15 protein-coding genes are annotated in these 15,980 nt (G+C 65.3%); 11 read left to right on the top strand and 4 right to left on the bottom strand.

The genetic code is table 11. From position 1 onward, the window contains the following. The first annotated feature begins 7 nt into the window (after positions 1–7). From L0U83_RS13355 to L0U83_RS13340, 4 genes are all read left to right on the top strand, one after another. Positions 8–1,981, top strand: a complete 1,974-nt coding sequence (locus L0U83_RS13355) for a lytic transglycosylase domain-containing protein (RefSeq protein WP_233883245.1) — start codon at positions 8–10, stop codon at positions 1,979–1,981. Positions 1,982–2,128: 147 nt separating this feature from the next. Then, positions 2,129–3,085, top strand: coding sequence for a complex I NDUFA9 subunit family protein (locus tag L0U83_RS13350; protein ID WP_233883243.1), 957 nt, complete (start codon positions 2,129–2,131; stop codon positions 3,083–3,085). A 55-nt stretch (positions 3,086–3,140) separates the two neighbouring features. Next, positions 3,141–3,791, top strand: a complete 651-nt coding sequence (locus L0U83_RS13345) for a glutathione S-transferase family protein (protein ID WP_233883241.1) — start codon at positions 3,141–3,143, stop codon at positions 3,789–3,791. Beyond that, positions 3,788–5,038, top strand: a complete 1,251-nt coding sequence (locus L0U83_RS13340; RefSeq protein ID WP_233883239.1) for a multifunctional CCA addition/repair protein — start codon at positions 3,788–3,790, stop codon at positions 5,036–5,038. The genes L0U83_RS13345 and L0U83_RS13340 overlap by 4 nt, the downstream gene beginning before the upstream one ends. A gap of 10 nt (positions 5,039–5,048) precedes the next feature. On the opposite strand, the gene L0U83_RS13335 is transcribed toward L0U83_RS13340, so the two are convergent. Together L0U83_RS13335 and L0U83_RS13330 are read right to left on the bottom strand one after the other, a co-directional pair. Further along, entirely contained in the window at positions 5,049–5,243 is a 195-nt protein-coding gene (locus L0U83_RS13335; RefSeq protein WP_233883231.1) for a DUF2905 domain-containing protein, read from the bottom strand. A gap of 18 nt (positions 5,244–5,261) precedes the next feature. After that, a complete protein-coding gene (locus L0U83_RS13330; protein WP_233883229.1) occupies positions 5,262–6,464 on the bottom strand; it encodes a class I SAM-dependent methyltransferase in 1,203 nt (400 codons plus the stop codon). 52 nt (positions 6,465–6,516) lie between these two features. On the opposite strand from L0U83_RS13330, the gene L0U83_RS13325 reads away from it, so the two are divergent. From L0U83_RS13325 to L0U83_RS13300, 6 genes are all read left to right on the top strand, one after another. Continuing rightward, complete coding sequence (locus L0U83_RS13325) at positions 6,517–7,335, top strand: SDR family oxidoreductase (protein WP_233883900.1); 819 nt, start codon at positions 6,517–6,519, stop codon at positions 7,333–7,335. Positions 7,336–7,538: 203 nt separating this feature from the next. Continuing rightward, entirely contained in the window at positions 7,539–7,934 is a 396-nt protein-coding gene (locus tag L0U83_RS13320; protein ID WP_233883225.1) for a dihydroneopterin aldolase, read from the top strand. Between the two features lie 3 nt (positions 7,935–7,937). Next, a complete protein-coding gene (gene ttcA / locus L0U83_RS13315) occupies positions 7,938–8,909 on the top strand; it encodes a tRNA 2-thiocytidine(32) synthetase TtcA (RefSeq protein WP_233883224.1) in 972 nt (323 codons plus the stop codon). Positions 8,910–9,109: 200 nt separating this feature from the next. Beyond that, positions 9,110–10,471 (top strand): bifunctional UDP-N-acetylglucosamine diphosphorylase/glucosamine-1-phosphate N-acetyltransferase GlmU, encoded by a 1,362-nt coding sequence (gene glmU, locus L0U83_RS13310; protein WP_233883223.1) that lies wholly within the window; start codon positions 9,110–9,112, stop codon positions 10,469–10,471. A gap of 81 nt (positions 10,472–10,552) precedes the next feature. Next, entirely contained in the window at positions 10,553–12,379 is a 1,827-nt protein-coding gene (gene glmS, locus L0U83_RS13305) for a glutamine--fructose-6-phosphate transaminase (isomerizing) (RefSeq protein WP_233883222.1), read from the top strand. Positions 12,380–12,647: 268 nt separating this feature from the next. Next, positions 12,648–13,415, top strand: a complete 768-nt coding sequence (locus tag L0U83_RS13300; protein WP_233883221.1) for an SIR2 family NAD-dependent protein deacylase — start codon at positions 12,648–12,650, stop codon at positions 13,413–13,415. A gap of 526 nt (positions 13,416–13,941) precedes the next feature. Here the strand turns inward: L0U83_RS13300 and L0U83_RS13295 are convergent. Further along, on the bottom strand, positions 13,942–14,907 hold the full coding sequence (locus L0U83_RS13295; RefSeq protein WP_233883220.1) for a DMT family transporter: 966 nt from the start codon (positions 14,905–14,907) through the stop codon (positions 13,942–13,944). A gap of 411 nt (positions 14,908–15,318) precedes the next feature. Here L0U83_RS13295 and L0U83_RS13290 point away from each other — a divergent pair, with 411 nt between their 5' ends. Next, positions 15,319–15,540 carry a hypothetical protein gene (locus L0U83_RS13290; protein ID WP_233883219.1) on the top strand — a complete coding sequence of 74 codons (222 nt, stop codon included), beginning with the start codon at positions 15,319–15,321 and terminating at the stop codon, positions 15,538–15,540. A gap of 112 nt (positions 15,541–15,652) precedes the next feature. Here L0U83_RS13290 and L0U83_RS13285 read toward each other — a convergent pair whose 3' ends face one another. Then, positions 15,653–15,940 carry a hypothetical protein gene (locus L0U83_RS13285; RefSeq protein ID WP_233883218.1) on the bottom strand — a complete coding sequence of 96 codons (288 nt, stop codon included), beginning with the start codon at positions 15,938–15,940 and terminating at the stop codon, positions 15,653–15,655. Positions 15,941–15,980: the final 40 nt, after the last annotated feature.

The following is a 15,980-nucleotide window of genomic DNA, read 5'->3' as shown; positions in this document are numbered from 1 at the left end:
AATAACGATGTCCAAACGCCTTGTCCGAGTATATCGCGTGGTCGGTCTCGCACTGACTGCCGCGGCACTCGTAGCATGCAGCACGGCGGACGCCGTGCGCCCCGTCGCACTGCCCGTAGGCGCAGTTCTTTCCAACGACGATCAGACTTTCATCCAGCTTCGCGAAGCCGCGCGCAATAACGATCCCGCGCGCGCCGCGCAACTCGCTGCGATGATTCCCGATTACCCGGCGCCGTCGTATCTCGAATACTTCCAGCTCAAGCCGCAGCTGTTCGACTCGCAAGGCCACGCGCGCGTGGACGCGCCCGATGCGCCGGTGCTGTCGTTCCTGCAGCGCTACGACGGCCAGGCCATCGCCGACCGTCTGCGCAACGACTATCTGCTCGTGCTGGGCGCGCGCCACGACTGGGCGAATTTCGACCAGCAATACCCGCGCTTCGTGCTCAACGACGACACTCAGGTGAAGTGCTACGCGCTCGAATCGCGCGCGGCGCGCGGCGAGAACGTCGCAAACGATGCGCGCGCACTGCTCAACGACCCGCGCTACTACGGCGACGGCTGCGTCGATCTCATCACCGCGCTTGCAATCAAAGGCCAGTTCTCGAGCGACGACGTGTGGCAGCAGATCCGCCTCGCCTACGAGCAGAACCAGACCTCGACCGGCGCAAAGCTCGTCGACGGCCTTTCGCAGCGTCCCGACCCGACGGCATTCAGCCAGGCGGTGAACACACCGCCGCTCACGCTCGCGCAAGGCGTCAGCGCCGATCCGCAGTCACATCAGCTGGCGTTGCTCGCCGTCACCGTGATGGCGCGCAACGATCCGGCCATGGCCGCCGCGACCTACGCCGCCGTCGCGCCGCAGCTCGCGTCGCCGGAGCGCGCGATCGGCTGGGGCACGATCGGCTATCAGGCGGCGCAAAAGCGCCTGCCCGCCGCGCTCGACTGGTATCGCCTCTCGGCCAACGCTCCGCTTTCGAACCCGGCTTACGAATGGCGTACGCGCGCCGCGCTGCTGGGCGGCGACTGGACGATGGTGCGCTGGTCGATCGAGCAGATGCCCGCCGCGCTGCGCGCGCAACCGTCGTGGGTCTACTGGCACGCACGCGCACTCAAGCAGGCGGGCGAAACGGGCCTGGCGAACCAGGAGTTCGCGTCGATCTCGCAGGGCTATAACTTCTACGGCCAGCTCGCCACCGAAGAACTTGGCCGGAAGATCACGATCCCGCCCAAGACCACGGTGAGCGACGCCGAAATCGCTGAAGCGGCGCAAACGCCGGGCTTCGCGCTCGCACAGCGCTTGTACGCGCTGAATCTGCGGCTCGAAGGCAACCGCGAATGGAACTGGCCGCTGCGCGGCATGAGCGATCGCCAGTTGCTCGCCGTCGCCGAATACGCGAAGCGCATCCAGTTGCTCGACCGCACCGTCAATACGGCCGACCGCACGCAAACGGAACACGACTTCTCGCTGCGCTACATCGCGCCGTTCCGCGACGTCGTGGAGCGCGACGCGCAAACCAATGGCCTCGACGTCGAATGGGCCTACGGCCTCATCCGTCAGGAATCGCGTTTCATTCTCAACGCGAAGTCGGGCGTGGGTGCGAGCGGCCTCATGCAGATCATGCCGGCCACGGCGCAGATGGTGGCGAAGAAGATCGGCCTCGGCCCGCTGTCGCGCGACCAGCTCAACGATCTCGACACCAACATCCTGCTCGGAACGAACTATTTGTCGATGATCTACAATCAGTTCGACGGCTCCGCAGTGCTCGCCACCGCGGGCTACAACGCCGGGCCGGGCCGCCCGCGCGCATGGCGCCAGACTTTGCAGGGCGGCGTCGAGGGCGCCATCTTCGCGGAAACCATTCCGTTCCAGGAAACCCGCGACTACGTGAAAAACGTGTTGTCGAACACGGTCTACTATGCGGCGCTGTTCGAGGGCCGTCCGCAATCGCTGAAGGCGCGTCTCGGCTATATCTCGCCGTAAGCGCCGGGTCGTCACGCCGCACCGCTTCCCTTCATACGGATCGCGCGCGGCATGACGGCACGCTGCGTGCTCCGCCTTCCGGCCGGCGCGCTGCGGGACGAACCGGACCTCGTACGCGGCGGCGCCGTCTGCCCGAGGAGGTCGAAGATGAGACATCAAGCCATTGCGGTCATCGGCGGTTCGGGATTCATCGGCAGCCATCTCGTCAACGCGCTCGTCGAGGCGGGCAAGGACGTGCGCGTCGCCACCCGCCGCCGCTACAACGCGCGCCATCTCACCCTGCTGCCCATCGACGTGGTCGAGGCCGATGTGTCCGATCCGGTCGCGCTCGCGGCCTTCGTCGAAAACGCGGACGCGGTCATCAATCTCGTCGGCACGCTCAATGGCGGCCGCGGCGATCCCTACGGGCCGGGCTTCGCGAAGCTGCATGTCGACTTGCCCACGAAGATCGTCGCCGCCTGCGAGGGCAAGGGCGTGCATCGCCTCATCCACATCAGCGCGCTCGGCGCCGATCCGCGCGGGCCAAGCATGTATCTGCGCTCGAAGGGCGACGGCGAGAAAGCCGTGCACGCGGCCACTGCGCTTGCCACGACGATCTTCCGGCCTTCGGTCGTGTTCGGTCCCGAAGACACGTTCCTCAACCGCTTTGCGCTGCTGCAGCGGCTCTTTCCAATGATTCCGCTCGCCATGCCCGACGCGAAGTTCCAGCCGGTATTCGTGGGCGATGTGTCAAAGGCGATCGTCAACGTGCTCGATCTCGATGCCGCGAGCGGGCACACTTACGAACTCGGCGGCCCGACGGTCTACACGCTCGAGCAGTTGCTGCACTATTGCGGCGAAGTGGTGGGCCGTCATGCACGCATCGTTCGGCTGCCCGACGCGTTTGGACGCTTGCAGGCGCTGTCGTTCGAGATGGCGCCCGGCGTGCCGGTGCTCACGCGCGATAATCTCGATTCGATGAAGGTGGACAGCGTGCTCACCGGGCCGCTCGCACCCGAACTCGATATCGAACCGGCGAGCATCGAAACGATCGCGCCGCTCTATCTCGCCGACGCCTCGCTGCGCTCGCGGCTGAACATCTTTCGCGCCAGTGCCGGTCGATAGCCAATAGGCGGACGACCAGCCGGCGCCCTTTCAACTCACTACGGTCATGTGAACAATGAAGCTCGTAATCGGAGACAAGAACTATTCGTCGTGGTCGATGCGCCCGTGGGTGCTGCTCAAGCACTTCGGCATTGCGTTCGAGGAAGTGCTGATCGAGCTCGACGAGCCGGGCACCAAGTCCTCGATCCTCGCGTTCTCGGCCTCGGGCAAGGTGCCGTGCCTCGTCTCCGACGACGGCTTTTCCGTGTGGGATTCGCTCGCGATTGCCGAGACGCTTGCCGAGCGTTTCCCGCAACTCGCGTTGTGGCCGCGTGACGCGAACGCACGGGCCCGCGCGCGCAGCGTAAGTGCGGAGATGCATTCGGGCTTCGGCGAAGTGCGCAACCACATGCCGATGAACATCCGCAAGGTCAAGCCCGGCGCCGGTGCAACGCCGGGCGCGCTCGCCGATGTTGCACGCATCGACGCGCTCTGGCGCGAGTGCCTGGCCGCGAGCGGCGGGCCGTTCCTGTTCGGCGAATTCACCGTTGCCGACGCGATGTACGCGCCGGTCGTCATGCGCTTCAATAGCTACCAGCCGACGCTCTCGCCCGAAGCGGCGGCGTACGCGCAGCGTGTGAGCGCATTGCCCGAGGTGGCCGAGTGGGTGGAAGCCGCGCGCCGCGAAACGCACATCGTCGCCGACGACGAACGCGACGACGAATGAAGATCTACGTTGTAGGCGGCGCGATCCGCGACGAGATGCTCGGGCTGCCCGTGCGCGACCGCGACTATGTCGTGGTCGGTGCGACGCCCGAGCAGATGGCCGCGCAGGGTTATCGTCCGGTGGGCAAGGACTTTCCGGTCTTTCTGCATCCCGAAACGCATGAGGAGTACGCGCTCGCGCGCACCGAGCGCAAGACGGCGGCGGGCTATCACGGCTTCCAGTTCTTCTACGCGCCCGACGTGACGCTCGAGGAAGACCTCGCGCGGCGCGACCTCACGATCAACGCAATGGCGCAGGAAGTGCAGCCTGGCGGCATGCTGACGGGCGATGTCGTCGATCCGTTCGGCGGCGCGCGCGATCTCGAAGCCCGCGTGTTTCGCCACGTGAGCGACGCGTTTCTCGAAGACCCCGTGCGCATTCTTCGTATCGCGCGCTTTGCCGCGCGTTTCGCCGATTTCACCGTCGCGCCCGAGACGCTCGAACTCATGCGCGAAATGGTCGCTTCGGGCGAAGTCGATGCGCTCGTGCCGGAACGCGTGTGGCAGGAAATCGCCCGCGGTCTCATGGAGGCGAAGCCCTCGCGCATGTTCGCAGTGCTGCGCGATTGCGGCGCGCTTGCGCGCGTGCTGCCCGAGCTCGACGCGCTATGGGGCGTGCCGCAGCGCGCCGACTATCACCCGGAAATCGATACGGGTGTGCACGTGATGATGGTGATCGACCATGCGGCCGCGCAGGGTTACACGCTGCCGGTGCGCTTCGCTGCGCTGATGCACGATCTCGGCAAAGGCACGACGCCCGAAGACGTGCTGCCGCGTCACATTGGCCACGAAGGGCGCAGCGTCGATCTGCTCAAGCCGCTTTGCGACCGTCTGCGCGTGCCGAACGATTGCCGCGAACTCGCGGTGCTGGTCGCGCGCGAGCATGGCAATGTGCATCGCGTGATGGACATGGGAGCGGCGGCGCTCGTGCGCATGCTCGAGCGTTGCGACGCGCTGCGCAAACCGGCGCGTTTTGCCGAGGCGCTGCAGTCCTGCGAGTCGGATTTGCGCGGGCGGCTGAACTGGGAGAACGCGCCTTATCCGCAGGCCGAACGCTTGCGCGTGGCGCTCGTGGCCGCGCGCGGCGTGGATGCGGGGGCGATTGCGCGCTCGATCGAGCGTGGCGGTGCCGAGAAGATCAAGGAAGCGGTGCACGAGGCACGCGTGGCGGCGGTGGAGGGCGCGCTCACTACGGCTCGAGCGAGTTGAGCGCGCTCGCTCAGAGCACGCGCACGAGAAACGAGAGCGCCATCGAAAGCACGAGCGTCGACATGAACGGCAGCGGATACTCGCGGCCGAAAATGCGCAGCGTGACGTCGCCTGGCAGCCGCCCGATGCCGAGCTTTTTGAGCCACGGCTGCGCGCTGGAGAGAATCGCGACAGCGATGAAGGTGGTGAGGAACCAGCGGATCATGGTCGCGTGGCGTGAGCGTCAGAGTGTGTGGCTGCGGTCGCCGCGCGCGAACGCCGCGATGGTTTCGTCGATGCCGCGCGAAAACGCGATCACCTTGAACAACTCGCCCATCTCCGCTTCGGAAACGAGTTTCTGCACCGCGTTCGCGGCGGGCAGGAAGCGCTGCGGGTCGCGCGGATCGATTTCGCCAAGCACTTCGGTAATGCCCGCGTTCATCAGAAAGCGCGCCTGCGTGGCGTAGCCAAGCAGATCCGCTCCTGCTTCGACGCCCGCTTCGGCAATCCCCGTGAATTCAACGTGCGCCGTGATGTCCTGCAAGCCGGGATAGAGGAACGGGTCGCCGTGCGCACGGTGCCGGTAGTGGCACATCAGCGTGCCTTGCGCGCGCTGCGCATGGTAGTACTCGTGGCGCGGAAATCCATAGTCGATGAAGAACGCCGCGCCGCGCTGGAGCATCGCGCAAACGGTGCGCGTGAACGCGAGCGCGGCTTCATGCGTTTCGGTCACGTAGTCTTCGCTGCCGTCCACAACCGCGAGCGCGCTCTCGGGCCAGTTGGCGTCGCGTCCCGAATTCGCGGGCTGATCGGCGAAGGCGAGGGCGCCTTCTGCGCTTACGCTCACGCCGCGCTCGTGCCACACCGCGTCCTTGCGCGCGAAGAGGCGCACCGGCATCGCGTCAAGCACTTCGTTGCCGATCACGACGCCTTCGAACTGCGCAGGCAGCGCGTCGAGCCACGTCACGCGATCGAGTAGCGGCGGCGCGAGCCGCGCAATGGTTTCGCGCTGGCGCTCACGCAACTCGCCCGACAGATCGACGATTGCATAGGAGTCGAACGGCACATCTGCCGCGTCGAGTGCGAGCATCACGCCCGCCGCGAGGCGGCCAGTGCCCGCACCGAATTCCATCAGGCGGCGCGTGCCGCTGGCGGCGAGCGCTTCGCCCACGGCGCGCGCGAGCGTCGCGGCAAACAGCGGTGAAAGTTCGGGTGCGGTCACGAAGTCGCTGCCGTCGTCGGCGAAGAGGCCGAACTTGCGCGCTCCGCCGCTGTAGTAACCGAGTCCCGGCGCGTACAGCGCGCGTTCCATGTAGCGGTCGAACGGGAGCCACCCGCCCGCGGCCGCGATCTCAGCGCGCAGCGTGGCCGCGAGCGCCTCGGACTGCGCGAGCGCGATCGGCTCGGGAACAGGTAAACTATCGGGTTCGTGAGCTTTCGGATTCATCCCGGCATTGTAAATGAGCGCAACTCCCGGCATCCGCCCGGCTGACGCCGACATGAGCGCATCCGGCGAAGGATCGCGCCCCGATTCCGACGCCCAGGCGCCCGTCGTGCTGGTGACGGGCGGAGCACGCCGCATTGGCCGCGAGCTGTCGCTCGGCTTTGCGGCGCGCGGCTGGGACGTCGCGGTGCATTACGGCGAGTCGCGCGAGGCCGCCGACGAAGTCGTCGCGCAAATCGCGGCGCTGGGTCGCAGGGCCGTGGCGCTGCACGCCGACCTCGGCAACGAAGCCCAGGTGGCGCGGCTCGTGCCGGACTGCGCCGCGGCGCTCGGCCGCCCTGCGTGCGTGCTCAACAATGCGTCGCGCTTCGACGAGGACACCGCGCGGGATGTGGGCTACACGAAGCTGCTGCAGCTCATGGCGATCAACGTGGGCGCGCCGCTCGTATTGGCGCGCATGCTGTACGAGGCAACGCCCGAGGCAGCGGTGGAGGACGAGACGCTGCGCACGTGTGTGATCAACGTGCTCGACCAAAAGCTGTACAACATGAATCCCGACTATCTGTCGTACACGCTGACGAAGGCCGCGTTGCAGAACGCCACCGTCGCGCTCGCTCAGGCGCTCGCGCCGAAGGTGCGCGTGGTGGGGCTCGCGCCCGGCCTCACGCTGCAGTCGGGCGACCAGACGCCGGAGAGCTTCGCGGCCGCGCACCAGGTCACGCCGCTCAAGCGCGCGTCGCGGCCCGCGGATCTCGTGGAAGCTGCGCTGTATCTCGCGCGGGCTTCGGGCGTCACGGGCACGACGCTCGTCGTGGACGGCGGCCAGCACCTCGTGCCGCTGCCGCGCGACGTGATGTTTTTGACGGGCGGCTAAAGCCCGAACGTTGGTTGCATCAAGATTTGCAACTAAATGCATAGCCCGCTGCGCGCAGGACTGCGAGCCAGTGGCGCTGGCGAAGACAAAGGAACGCAAGCCGCCGCGCACGAGCGGTTTTGCAGACCGGCTGAACGACCCGCCGGGCGCGCTGCGCCGGCATACGTGCGAAAGAACGCACGCTTTTATCGACTGGAACCTACATGTCCACCGTTTTGCTTCACCCGCGGCTCGCCGATTGCCGCCGGCTTTTTCTGCGCGACTACGAAGTGCACATCAACATTGGCGTGCATGACTTCGAGAAGCGCGGCGAACAGCGCGTCGTCATCAATGTCGATCTGTTCGTGCCGCTCGCTTCGACCACGCCGCATGAGGACAAGCTGCGCGAAGTCGTCGATTACGACTTCATGCGCTCGACCGTTGCCGAACGTGTGGGCCGTGGCCATATCCATCTGCAGGAGACGCTCTGCGACGATCTCGCAGCGGCGCTGCTCTCGCACGAACTCGTGCGCGCGGTGCGCGTCTCGACGGAGAAGCCCGACGTTTATCCTGACTGCGACGCGGTGGGCGTCGAGGTCTTTCGCATCAAAGAGGACTGATTCATGAACGCCCCCGAAACGCTCCCCGTCGGCGAGGACGCCGCGACCGAAGAGACGGGCCGCCAGGTGCTCACGCGCCGCGAACAGAAGGAAGCCTACGAAAACAACAAGCTGTTCAAGCGCATCGTGCGTCAGGTCGGCCAGGCGATCGGCGACTACAACATGATCGAGAACGGCGACAAGGTCATGGTCTGCCTGTCGGGCGGCAAGGACAGCTACGCGATGCTCGACGTGCTGCTGCGCCTGCGTGAGCGCGCGCCGATCGACTTCGACATCGTCGCGGTGAACCTCGACCAGAAGCAGCCGGGCTTTCCGGAGCATGTGCTGCCCGAGTACCTCGACAAGGTGGGCGTGCCGTACCACATCGAGAACCAGGACACGTACAGCATCGTCAAGCGTCTCGTGCCCGAGGGCAAGACGACGTGCTCGCTGTGCTCGCGCCTGCGCCGGGGCATTCTGTACCGCGTGGCGGGCGAACTCGGCGCGACCAAGATCGCGCTCGGCCATCATCGCGACGACATTCTGCAGACGCTGCTGCTGAACCTGTTCTATGGCGGCAAGCTGAAGGGCATGCCGCCCAAGCTGCAGTCGGACGACGGCAAGAACGTCGTGATCCGGCCGCTCGCGTACGTGAAGGAAACCGATCTCGAGAAGTACGCCGTGCTGCGCGAATTCCCGATCATTCCGTGCAACCTGTGCGGCAGCCAGCCGAACCTGAAGCGCGCGGAGATGAAGGCGCTGATCCGCGAGTGGGACAAGCGTTTCCCGGGCCGCGTGGAGAACATGTTCAACGCGCTCGGCAACGTCGTACCCTCGCACCTCATGGACGCGAACCTGTTCAACTTCGCGGACCTGCGCGCGACGGGCGTGGCCGATCCGGCCGGCGATATTGCGTTCGACGAGGAGCCGTGCTCCACCGACCCGGCGCCCGCGGAAGGCACTGCGATCAAGTTCACGCCGTTCGACGATATCTGAGCCGCGCGGCTTAAACCGGCACTGGGTTTGCCTCAAACGCTCCGACCCCGTATCGGAGCGTTTTTCATTTCGAGCCGATGTCCTGAAAAGCAGTTGTAAAACAGTGTTTATCGGGGCACGACAGCCCGCCTGGCTGGCGGGTCGGGGATATCCCGCATGCTAAAATCAGCCGCTTCATTCCTCATCCAGTCACCGATGCAATGAACATCGTGATTCTCGCGGCAGGCATGGGCAAACGCATGCACTCCGCGCTGCCGAAAGTGCTCCATCCGCTCGCCGGCAAGCCGCTCCTCTCGCACGTCATCGATACTGCCCGCACGCTTTCGCCCACGCGGCTCGTCGTCGTGGTTGGCCATGGCGGCGAAGCCGTGCGCGAAGCCGTTGGCGCGCCCGACGTCCAGTTCGCGCTACAGGCGCAGCAACTCGGCACGGGCCACGCGCTCGCGCAAGCGCTGCCGCTGCTCGACGCGAACGTGCCCACGCTCGTGCTCTACGGCGACGTGCCGCTCACGCGTACGTCCACGCTCAGGCGTCTTGTCGACACCGCCGGCGATAACGGTTACGGCATCCTCACCGTCACGCTCGACGACCCGACCGGTTACGGCCGCATCGTGCGCGACGCGGCGGGCAAGGTCGAGCGCATCGTCGAGCAGAAGGACGCGAACGAAGCCCAGCGCAAGATCGCCGAGATCAACACCGGCATCATCGTGACGCCTACCGCGCCGCTCGCGGGCTGGCTTTCGGCGCTCAGGAACGACAACGCGCAGGGCGAGTATTACCTCACCGATGTCGTGGAAGCCGCGATCGCCGCCGGTCATCCGGCCGTGACCGCGCAGCCCGACGACGAATGGGAAACGCTCGGCGTGAACAGCAAGCAGCAGCTTGCCGAACTCGAACGCGTGCATCAGCGCACGGTGGCCGAGGCGCTACTCGTGGCGGGTGTCACGCTCGCGGACCCGGCGCGCATCGACGTGCGCGGCTCGCTCACGTGTGGGCGCGACGTGTTCATCGACGTGAACTGCGTGTTCGAAGGCGAGGTGACGCTGGCGGACAACGTGAGCGTGGGCCCGAACTGCGTGATCCGCAGCGCGTCGATCGGCGCGGGCACGCGCGTGGACGCTTACACGCACATCGAAAACGCGGTGGTTGGCGCGAACGCGGTGCTAGGTCCCTATGCGCGGCTGCGCCCCGGCGCGAAGCTCGCCGACGACGTGCACGTAGGCAACTTCGTCGAAGTGAAGAACGCGAACATCGGACTTGGCTCGAAGGCGAATCACCTGAGCTACGTAGGCGACGCCGACGTGGGCGCGGGCGTGAACATCGGCGCGGGCACCATTACCTGCAATTACGACGGCGCGAACAAGCACCGCACGATCATCGAGGACAACGTGTTCGTGGGTTCGGATACCCAGCTCGTCGCTCCCGTGCGCGTGGGTCGCGGCGTGACCATCGCAGCGGGCACGACGGTGTGGAAGGACGTGCCCGAAGCCACGCTCGTACTCAACGAGAAAACGCAGATCGCGAAAACCGGCTACGTTCGCCCGGTCAAGAAAAAGAACTGAACGGTTGAAACCCGGCGCCGCTCGCGTGAACCTTGAAACGCCGCGCGGCGCCCACGCCTCTCATTGCAAAGGATCGAATCCATGTGCGGCATCGTCGGCGCGGTTGCGCAACGTAACATCGTTCCCGTCCTGATCGAAGGACTGCGGCGCCTCGAATATCGCGGCTACGACTCGTGCGGCGTGGCCGTCGTGACGGCCGACGGCCCGCAGCGCGTGCGCAGCGTCGCTCGCGTGGCCGAACTCGACGAGCAGGTCCGCGAGGCTCACTTCGAAGGCGTGACCGGCATCGCGCATACGCGGTGGGCTACGCACGGCGCGCCCACGGTGAACAACGCGCACCCGATCTTCTCGCGCGACACACTCGCGATCGTGCACAACGGCATCATCGAGAACTACGAGTCGCTGCGCGAGATGCTGCGCGCAAAGGGCTACGAGTTCGTTTCGCAGACCGATACCGAGGTCATCGCCCACTTGATCCACAGCCTCTATCAAGGCGACCTGTTCACCGCCGTGCGTGCGGCCGTGCAGCAGCTCGCGGGCGCGTATGCGATCGGCGTGGTGCACAAGAGCCAGCCGCATACGGTGGTCGGCGCGCGCGCCGGTTCGCCGCTCGTGGTCGGCTATGGCAAGGATGAAAACTTCATCGCGTCGGACGGCCTTGCCATTGCGGGCAGCGCGGAGCACATCAGTTATCTGGAAGAAGGTGATGTGTGCGAGATCACGCTTGAGGGTGTGCGCATTGCCGATCGCGCGGGCAGCATCGTGACGCGCGAAGTGCGCGACGTGCAGGCCTATGGCGCATACGGCGGCGCGGTCGATCTCGGCCCGTACCGCCACTACATGCAGAAGGAAATCTTCGAACAGCCGCGCGCGATCTCCGACACGATTCCCGCCACCGACACGTTCACGCCCGAGCTATTCGGCGACAACGCGCCCGAGGTGTTCAAGGGTATCGACAGCATCCTGATCCTCGCGTGCGGCACGAGCTATTACGCGGGCCTCACGGCGAAGTACTGGCTCGAGTCGGTGGCGAAGATCCGCACCGATGTCGAGATCGCGAGCGAATACCGCTATCGCGAGTCGGTGCCCAATCCGCGCGCGCTCGTCGTGACGATCTCGCAGTCGGGCGAAACCGCCGACACGCTCGCCGCGCTCAAGCACGCGCAGTCGCTCGGCATGGCGCACACGCTTGCGGTGTGCAACGTGGCGACGAGCGCGATGGTGCGCCTCACCGAACTCAAGTTCCTCACGCACGCGGGGCGCGAGATTGGCGTGGCGTCGACGAAGGCGTTCACCACGCAGCTCGTTGGCCTCTTCATTCTCGCGGTCACGCTCGGCAAGCTGCGCGGTCACGTGAATGTGGAGCAGGAAGCGGCGTATCTGAAACTGCTGCGTCACCTGCCGGCCGCGCTCAACGGCGTGCTCGCGCTGGAGCCGCAGATCATCGCGTGGGCGGAAGAGTTCGCGCGCAAGGAAAACGCGCTTTTCCTCGGGCGCGGGCTGCATTACCCGATCGCGCTCGAAGGCGCGCTCAAGCTCAAGGAAATCTCGTACATCCACGCCGAGGCGTATCCGGCCGGCGAACTCAAGCACGGACCGCTCGCGCTCGTGACCGAGGCGATGCCCGTGGTGACGGTGGCGCCCAACGACGCGCTGCTCGAAAAGCTCAAGTCGAACATGCAGGAAGTGCGCGCGCGCGGCGGCCAGCTTTACGTGTTCGCCGATGCCGATACGCACATCACGAGCGAAGACGGCATCCACGTGATTCGCATGCCGGAGCACTACGGGCTGCTTTCGCCGATCCTGCACGTCGTGCCGCTGCAACTGCTCGCATATCACACGGCGTGCGTGCGCGGCACCGATGTGGACAAGCCGCGCAATCTCGCGAAGTCGGTGACGGTGGAGTGAGATTTTTCGCGCACTGATCGTGCCTGTTGAAAAAGGGGATGCCATTACGGCATCCCCTTTTTGTTTTGTCGATCGCCGCAGGAGCCGTTGAGAGGCCGCTCAGGCGGCTGCCGTGGTCTGCTGCGTGCGCGGGGATGATCTGACGCGCTGCGACGCCCCTGAGGCCGCGCAACGCGCTCGTTGGGACCGTGGGCGGATCGCCATTGCGATCCTCAGCCGAAACACCGCTGTAAGGTCATAATGTCGCCGTTCGATCAAGGAGGCGAAAGTGGCAAACGTGGCGCAATCCCGGCAACCGGGGCACTCCGGCAGACTACCCCGCCTGTTCGTGTTTTCCGGCGCGGGCCTCTCCGCGGAGAGCGGCATTTCAACGTTCCGCACCGGCGACGGCATCTGGTCCAACGCGAGCATCGACGAGGTCTGCAACTACCTCACGTGGCGCCGCAACCGGCCCGCGGTTTTCCGCTTCTACAATCAGCGCATCTCCGAATGCGGCGACGCGCGCCCGAACGCCGCCCACCAGCTGCTCGTGAAGTGGCAGGACGTCTGGGGCACCGAGCGCGTGCATCTCGTCACGCAGAACATCGACGACATGCTCGAGCAGGCCGGTGCGCGCCAGGTCACGCATCTGCACGGCGACATGATTTCGCTTCTGTGCACCGACTGCGACTATCGCTTCCCGGCCTCCGGCCGGGCACTCGATCCACAAGCCGCCTGTCCGTCGTGCGGTCAGGTGGAGGGCGTGAAGCCCGGTGTGGTGTTCTTCAACGAGGCGGCGCCCGAGTACGAGACGCTCTGGCGCATTCAGCGCAACATGACGCCTGACGATGTCTTCATCGCAGTAGGGACGGCGTTCGAGGTGATCCCGCCCGAGCGGCTTTTGCCACCGGAGCGTTGTGGGCATTACGCGCGCAATTTCCTCGTCGATCCGGCGCCGCGCCGCGCGGAATGCTTCGGCGTCGTAGAGGCCAAGCCCGCGACCGTCGGTTTGCTCGATCTCGAACCGACTATCGAGCGGATGATGACGGGCGGCTAGCGCCCACGGTAGGCGTCACGCGATGCATTCAGCAAGGGCGTGCTTCCTCGCGGGCACGCCCTTTTTCATTTCTTGCTGGCATGACACAGCGCGCAATGACTTTGCGCGAATGCGCAGCACGCGAGCGCAGCGAGCGTCACGTGTTTCCCATAGTCTTTTCAGTATTTATATTTATAAGTAGTAGCAGTTAACAAGTCCTGGCATTTACTGTGGACAACAGGAAAATCACCTGTCGGCTCATACCGATGCAAAACGGATAGCCATGCGGACAAAGCTTGTACGCGTTGCGGGCTCCTGGGATAACTTTTCAGATCGCAACGCCAGGCACGTGGTTATCAAGAAGTGGTCCACAGGTCGTTCGCCAGGTCATCCCCAGGTTGTCCAGAGGTGGACGTGGATAACCTGGCCCGGTGCGGCTCGGTCACACGTTATCCACACGAAAAAAAATGGCGCCGCTTGGTAGCGACGCCATTCGTTAAAAAGAACTGCAGAGCGCGATATCAACGCCGAAAAATCGTGGCGCGTTTTACACCGTTTCGGCAGGCTGCGCGGTTGCACGTTGCCGCTCGCGAAGGCGCGCTTGCCAGGCCGGCAGCAGTTGGCAGGCGAGCAAGCCGGCAAGCATGAGCGCGCAGCCGGCGAGTGCGCGCGGCGTGAGCGTTTCGCCGAGCGCTGCCCAACCCGCGAGCGCGGCGAACACGCCTTCCATACTGAAGATCACGGCGGCATGCGCGGGCGCGGCGTCGCGCTGCGCGACGACCTGCAGCGTATAACCGATGCCCACCGAAAGCGCGCCGCCATAGAGGATGGTGGGCGCGGCGCGCACGATGTCGGCCGCGCGCAGCGGTTCGCACGCGAGCCCGATTGCGAGGCACACCACGCCACAGGCGACGAACTGAACGATCGAGAGCGCGAGCGGGTCGTGGCGCGGCGCGTAGTGGCCCACGAGCATGACCTGGATCGAGATCACGAGCGCGCAGCCGAGCTGGAACCAGTCGCCGTACATCACCGAAAAGTGCTCGTTGATGCTGAGAAAATAGAGCCCAACCGCAGCGAGCGCCGCGCCGACCCATGTGCCGATTCCCGTGCGATGGCGCAGCACTACGCCCAGCATCGGCACGATCACGACATAGAGCGAACTGATGAAGCCGGCGTTGGCGATTTTCGTGTAGCCGAGTCCGATTTGCTGAAGCGAGATAGCGACGGCCAGCACGAGGCCGAGTACGGTGCCCGAGCGCAGCAGCGCGCCGTTGAACAGCGCCGGGGCCGCCGCGTTGCCGCTGCCCGCGGCCAGGCGACCACGGGCTTGGCCGCGGGCCATCAAGAAGCAGGAGACGACGCCGGCGCCCAGCAGGAAGCGCAGGCCGGTGAACAGGAACGGGCCGATGGCGTCGAGGCTCAGTCGCTGGGCGACGAACGCCGAGCCCCAGATGAGGGCGGCGGTCAGCATCAGCAGATTGGCGCGCAGGTGACGGCGGGTAGCGGATTGCAAGCGGAGATCTCTTTTCGCGGGAAATGGGCGCGACAGCGTTTTCGACGGTTGGCGCGCGTGGGGCGCGGTGTCCTGTTGCGCAAGGGCTGGGTCGCCCTTTTTTCGCGATTGCATCTGAACCGGGTGACAATCTGGCCCGAATTCGATCGGGGCAGGCCGATTCAGCGTATTACGTGAAAAAACAACGAACTTCCGGAAAACGAACGCGTAGTGGCGATCGTATCCGAATTGAAAGGGAAATGTCTCCCGGAAAATACACCCGGCCGTTAGCGGATGACAAACGCCCTACGCTGCGTAATACTGCTTCGCGCGAAACGCCCGCTCAGATCGGCAAGCGGATCGTTTCGCGGTTTCACGCTGTTCTAATTCACAACGTGCCGGTCATTATTTGTCAGGTTTGGGGAACAACAGATGAAAAAGATTCTCGCCTCGCTCGTCGCAGCATCCGCAGCACTGATCTCGGTTCAGGCATTTGCACAAGACGCTTCGGCACCGGCAGCAACCGCACCGGCAGCCAGCGCACCGGCACATGCCAAGAAGCAGCACAAGCAACTCAAGCACCACGGCAAGCGCGCCGCTGTGTCGGAAGGCGCATCGGCCGCCGGCACGTCGGACAAGGGCCAGGCAAACTAAAGCCCTCGCGCGACAGGGTTCACGAGGCGGCAGCGCCGCGCGCGACCCCAGCCATAAAAAAGCCAGAGCATCTGCTCTGGCTTTTTTTTGCGCGCTCGCCGCGGGTGAGCGTTCAGGACGCGTCGCGTGCGAGCCCGGCTTCCAGCAATTCGGCGAGCAGGCCGTTCACGCCGCCCGGGTGGCCTTCGGCGCGAGCCTTCAGCTGCTCGACGAGATCGGCGTTGAGCTTGCACGCAAACGGCACGAGCCCTTGCGCCTGGTCCAGCTTGCGCTGTTCGCGGCGGTCCAGTGCCGGCTGCGGTGCCGAACCCTTGCCGAAGCGGTCGGGCCCGCTCTTGTTCGTCGCTTGCATCAGTTTCAGCGCCTTGTTCTTCTCAAGGTCGGTTTTCTTCATGGCCATATGTCGTGCTCCGGTGTTGGGCGGTGGCGCGCATTGTACG

The sequence above is a fragment of the Paraburkholderia flagellata genome (genome assembly GCF_021390645.1).
GTDB lineage: Bacteria > Pseudomonadota > Gammaproteobacteria > Burkholderiales > Burkholderiaceae > Paraburkholderia > Paraburkholderia flagellata.
This window is presented reverse-complemented; position numbering and strand designations above follow the sequence as displayed.

Bases quoted from the DNA above. Each gene is read 5' to 3' on its own strand.
- L0U83_RS13355 (WP_233883245.1), top strand. From the start codon at position 8: ATGTCCAAACGCCTTGTCCGAGTATATCGCGTGGTCGGTCTCGCACTG.
- L0U83_RS13350 (WP_233883243.1), top strand. From the start codon at position 2,129: ATGAGACATCAAGCCATTGCGGTCATCGGCGGTTCGGGATTCATCGGC.
- L0U83_RS13345 (WP_233883241.1), top strand. From the start codon at position 3,141: ATGAAGCTCGTAATCGGAGACAAGAACTATTCGTCGTGGTCGATGCGC.
- L0U83_RS13340 (WP_233883239.1), top strand. From the start codon at position 3,788: ATGAAGATCTACGTTGTAGGCGGCGCGATCCGCGACGAGATGCTCGGG.
- L0U83_RS13335 (WP_233883231.1), bottom strand. From the start codon at position 5,243: ATGATCCGCTGGTTCCTCACCACCTTCATCGCTGTCGCGATTCTCTCC.
- L0U83_RS13330 (WP_233883229.1), bottom strand. From the start codon at position 6,464: ATGAATCCGAAAGCTCACGAACCCGATAGTTTACCTGTTCCCGAGCCG.
- L0U83_RS13325 (WP_233883900.1), top strand. From the start codon at position 6,517: ATGAGCGCATCCGGCGAAGGATCGCGCCCCGATTCCGACGCCCAGGCG.
- L0U83_RS13320 (WP_233883225.1), top strand. From the start codon at position 7,539: ATGTCCACCGTTTTGCTTCACCCGCGGCTCGCCGATTGCCGCCGGCTT.
- ttcA (WP_233883224.1), top strand. From the start codon at position 7,938: ATGAACGCCCCCGAAACGCTCCCCGTCGGCGAGGACGCCGCGACCGAA.
- glmU (WP_233883223.1), top strand. From the start codon at position 9,110: ATGAACATCGTGATTCTCGCGGCAGGCATGGGCAAACGCATGCACTCC.
- glmS (WP_233883222.1), top strand. From the start codon at position 10,553: ATGTGCGGCATCGTCGGCGCGGTTGCGCAACGTAACATCGTTCCCGTC.
- L0U83_RS13290 (WP_233883219.1), top strand. From the start codon at position 15,319: ATGAAAAAGATTCTCGCCTCGCTCGTCGCAGCATCCGCAGCACTGATC.
- L0U83_RS13285 (WP_233883218.1), bottom strand. From the start codon at position 15,940: ATGGCCATGAAGAAAACCGACCTTGAGAAGAACAAGGCGCTGAAACTG.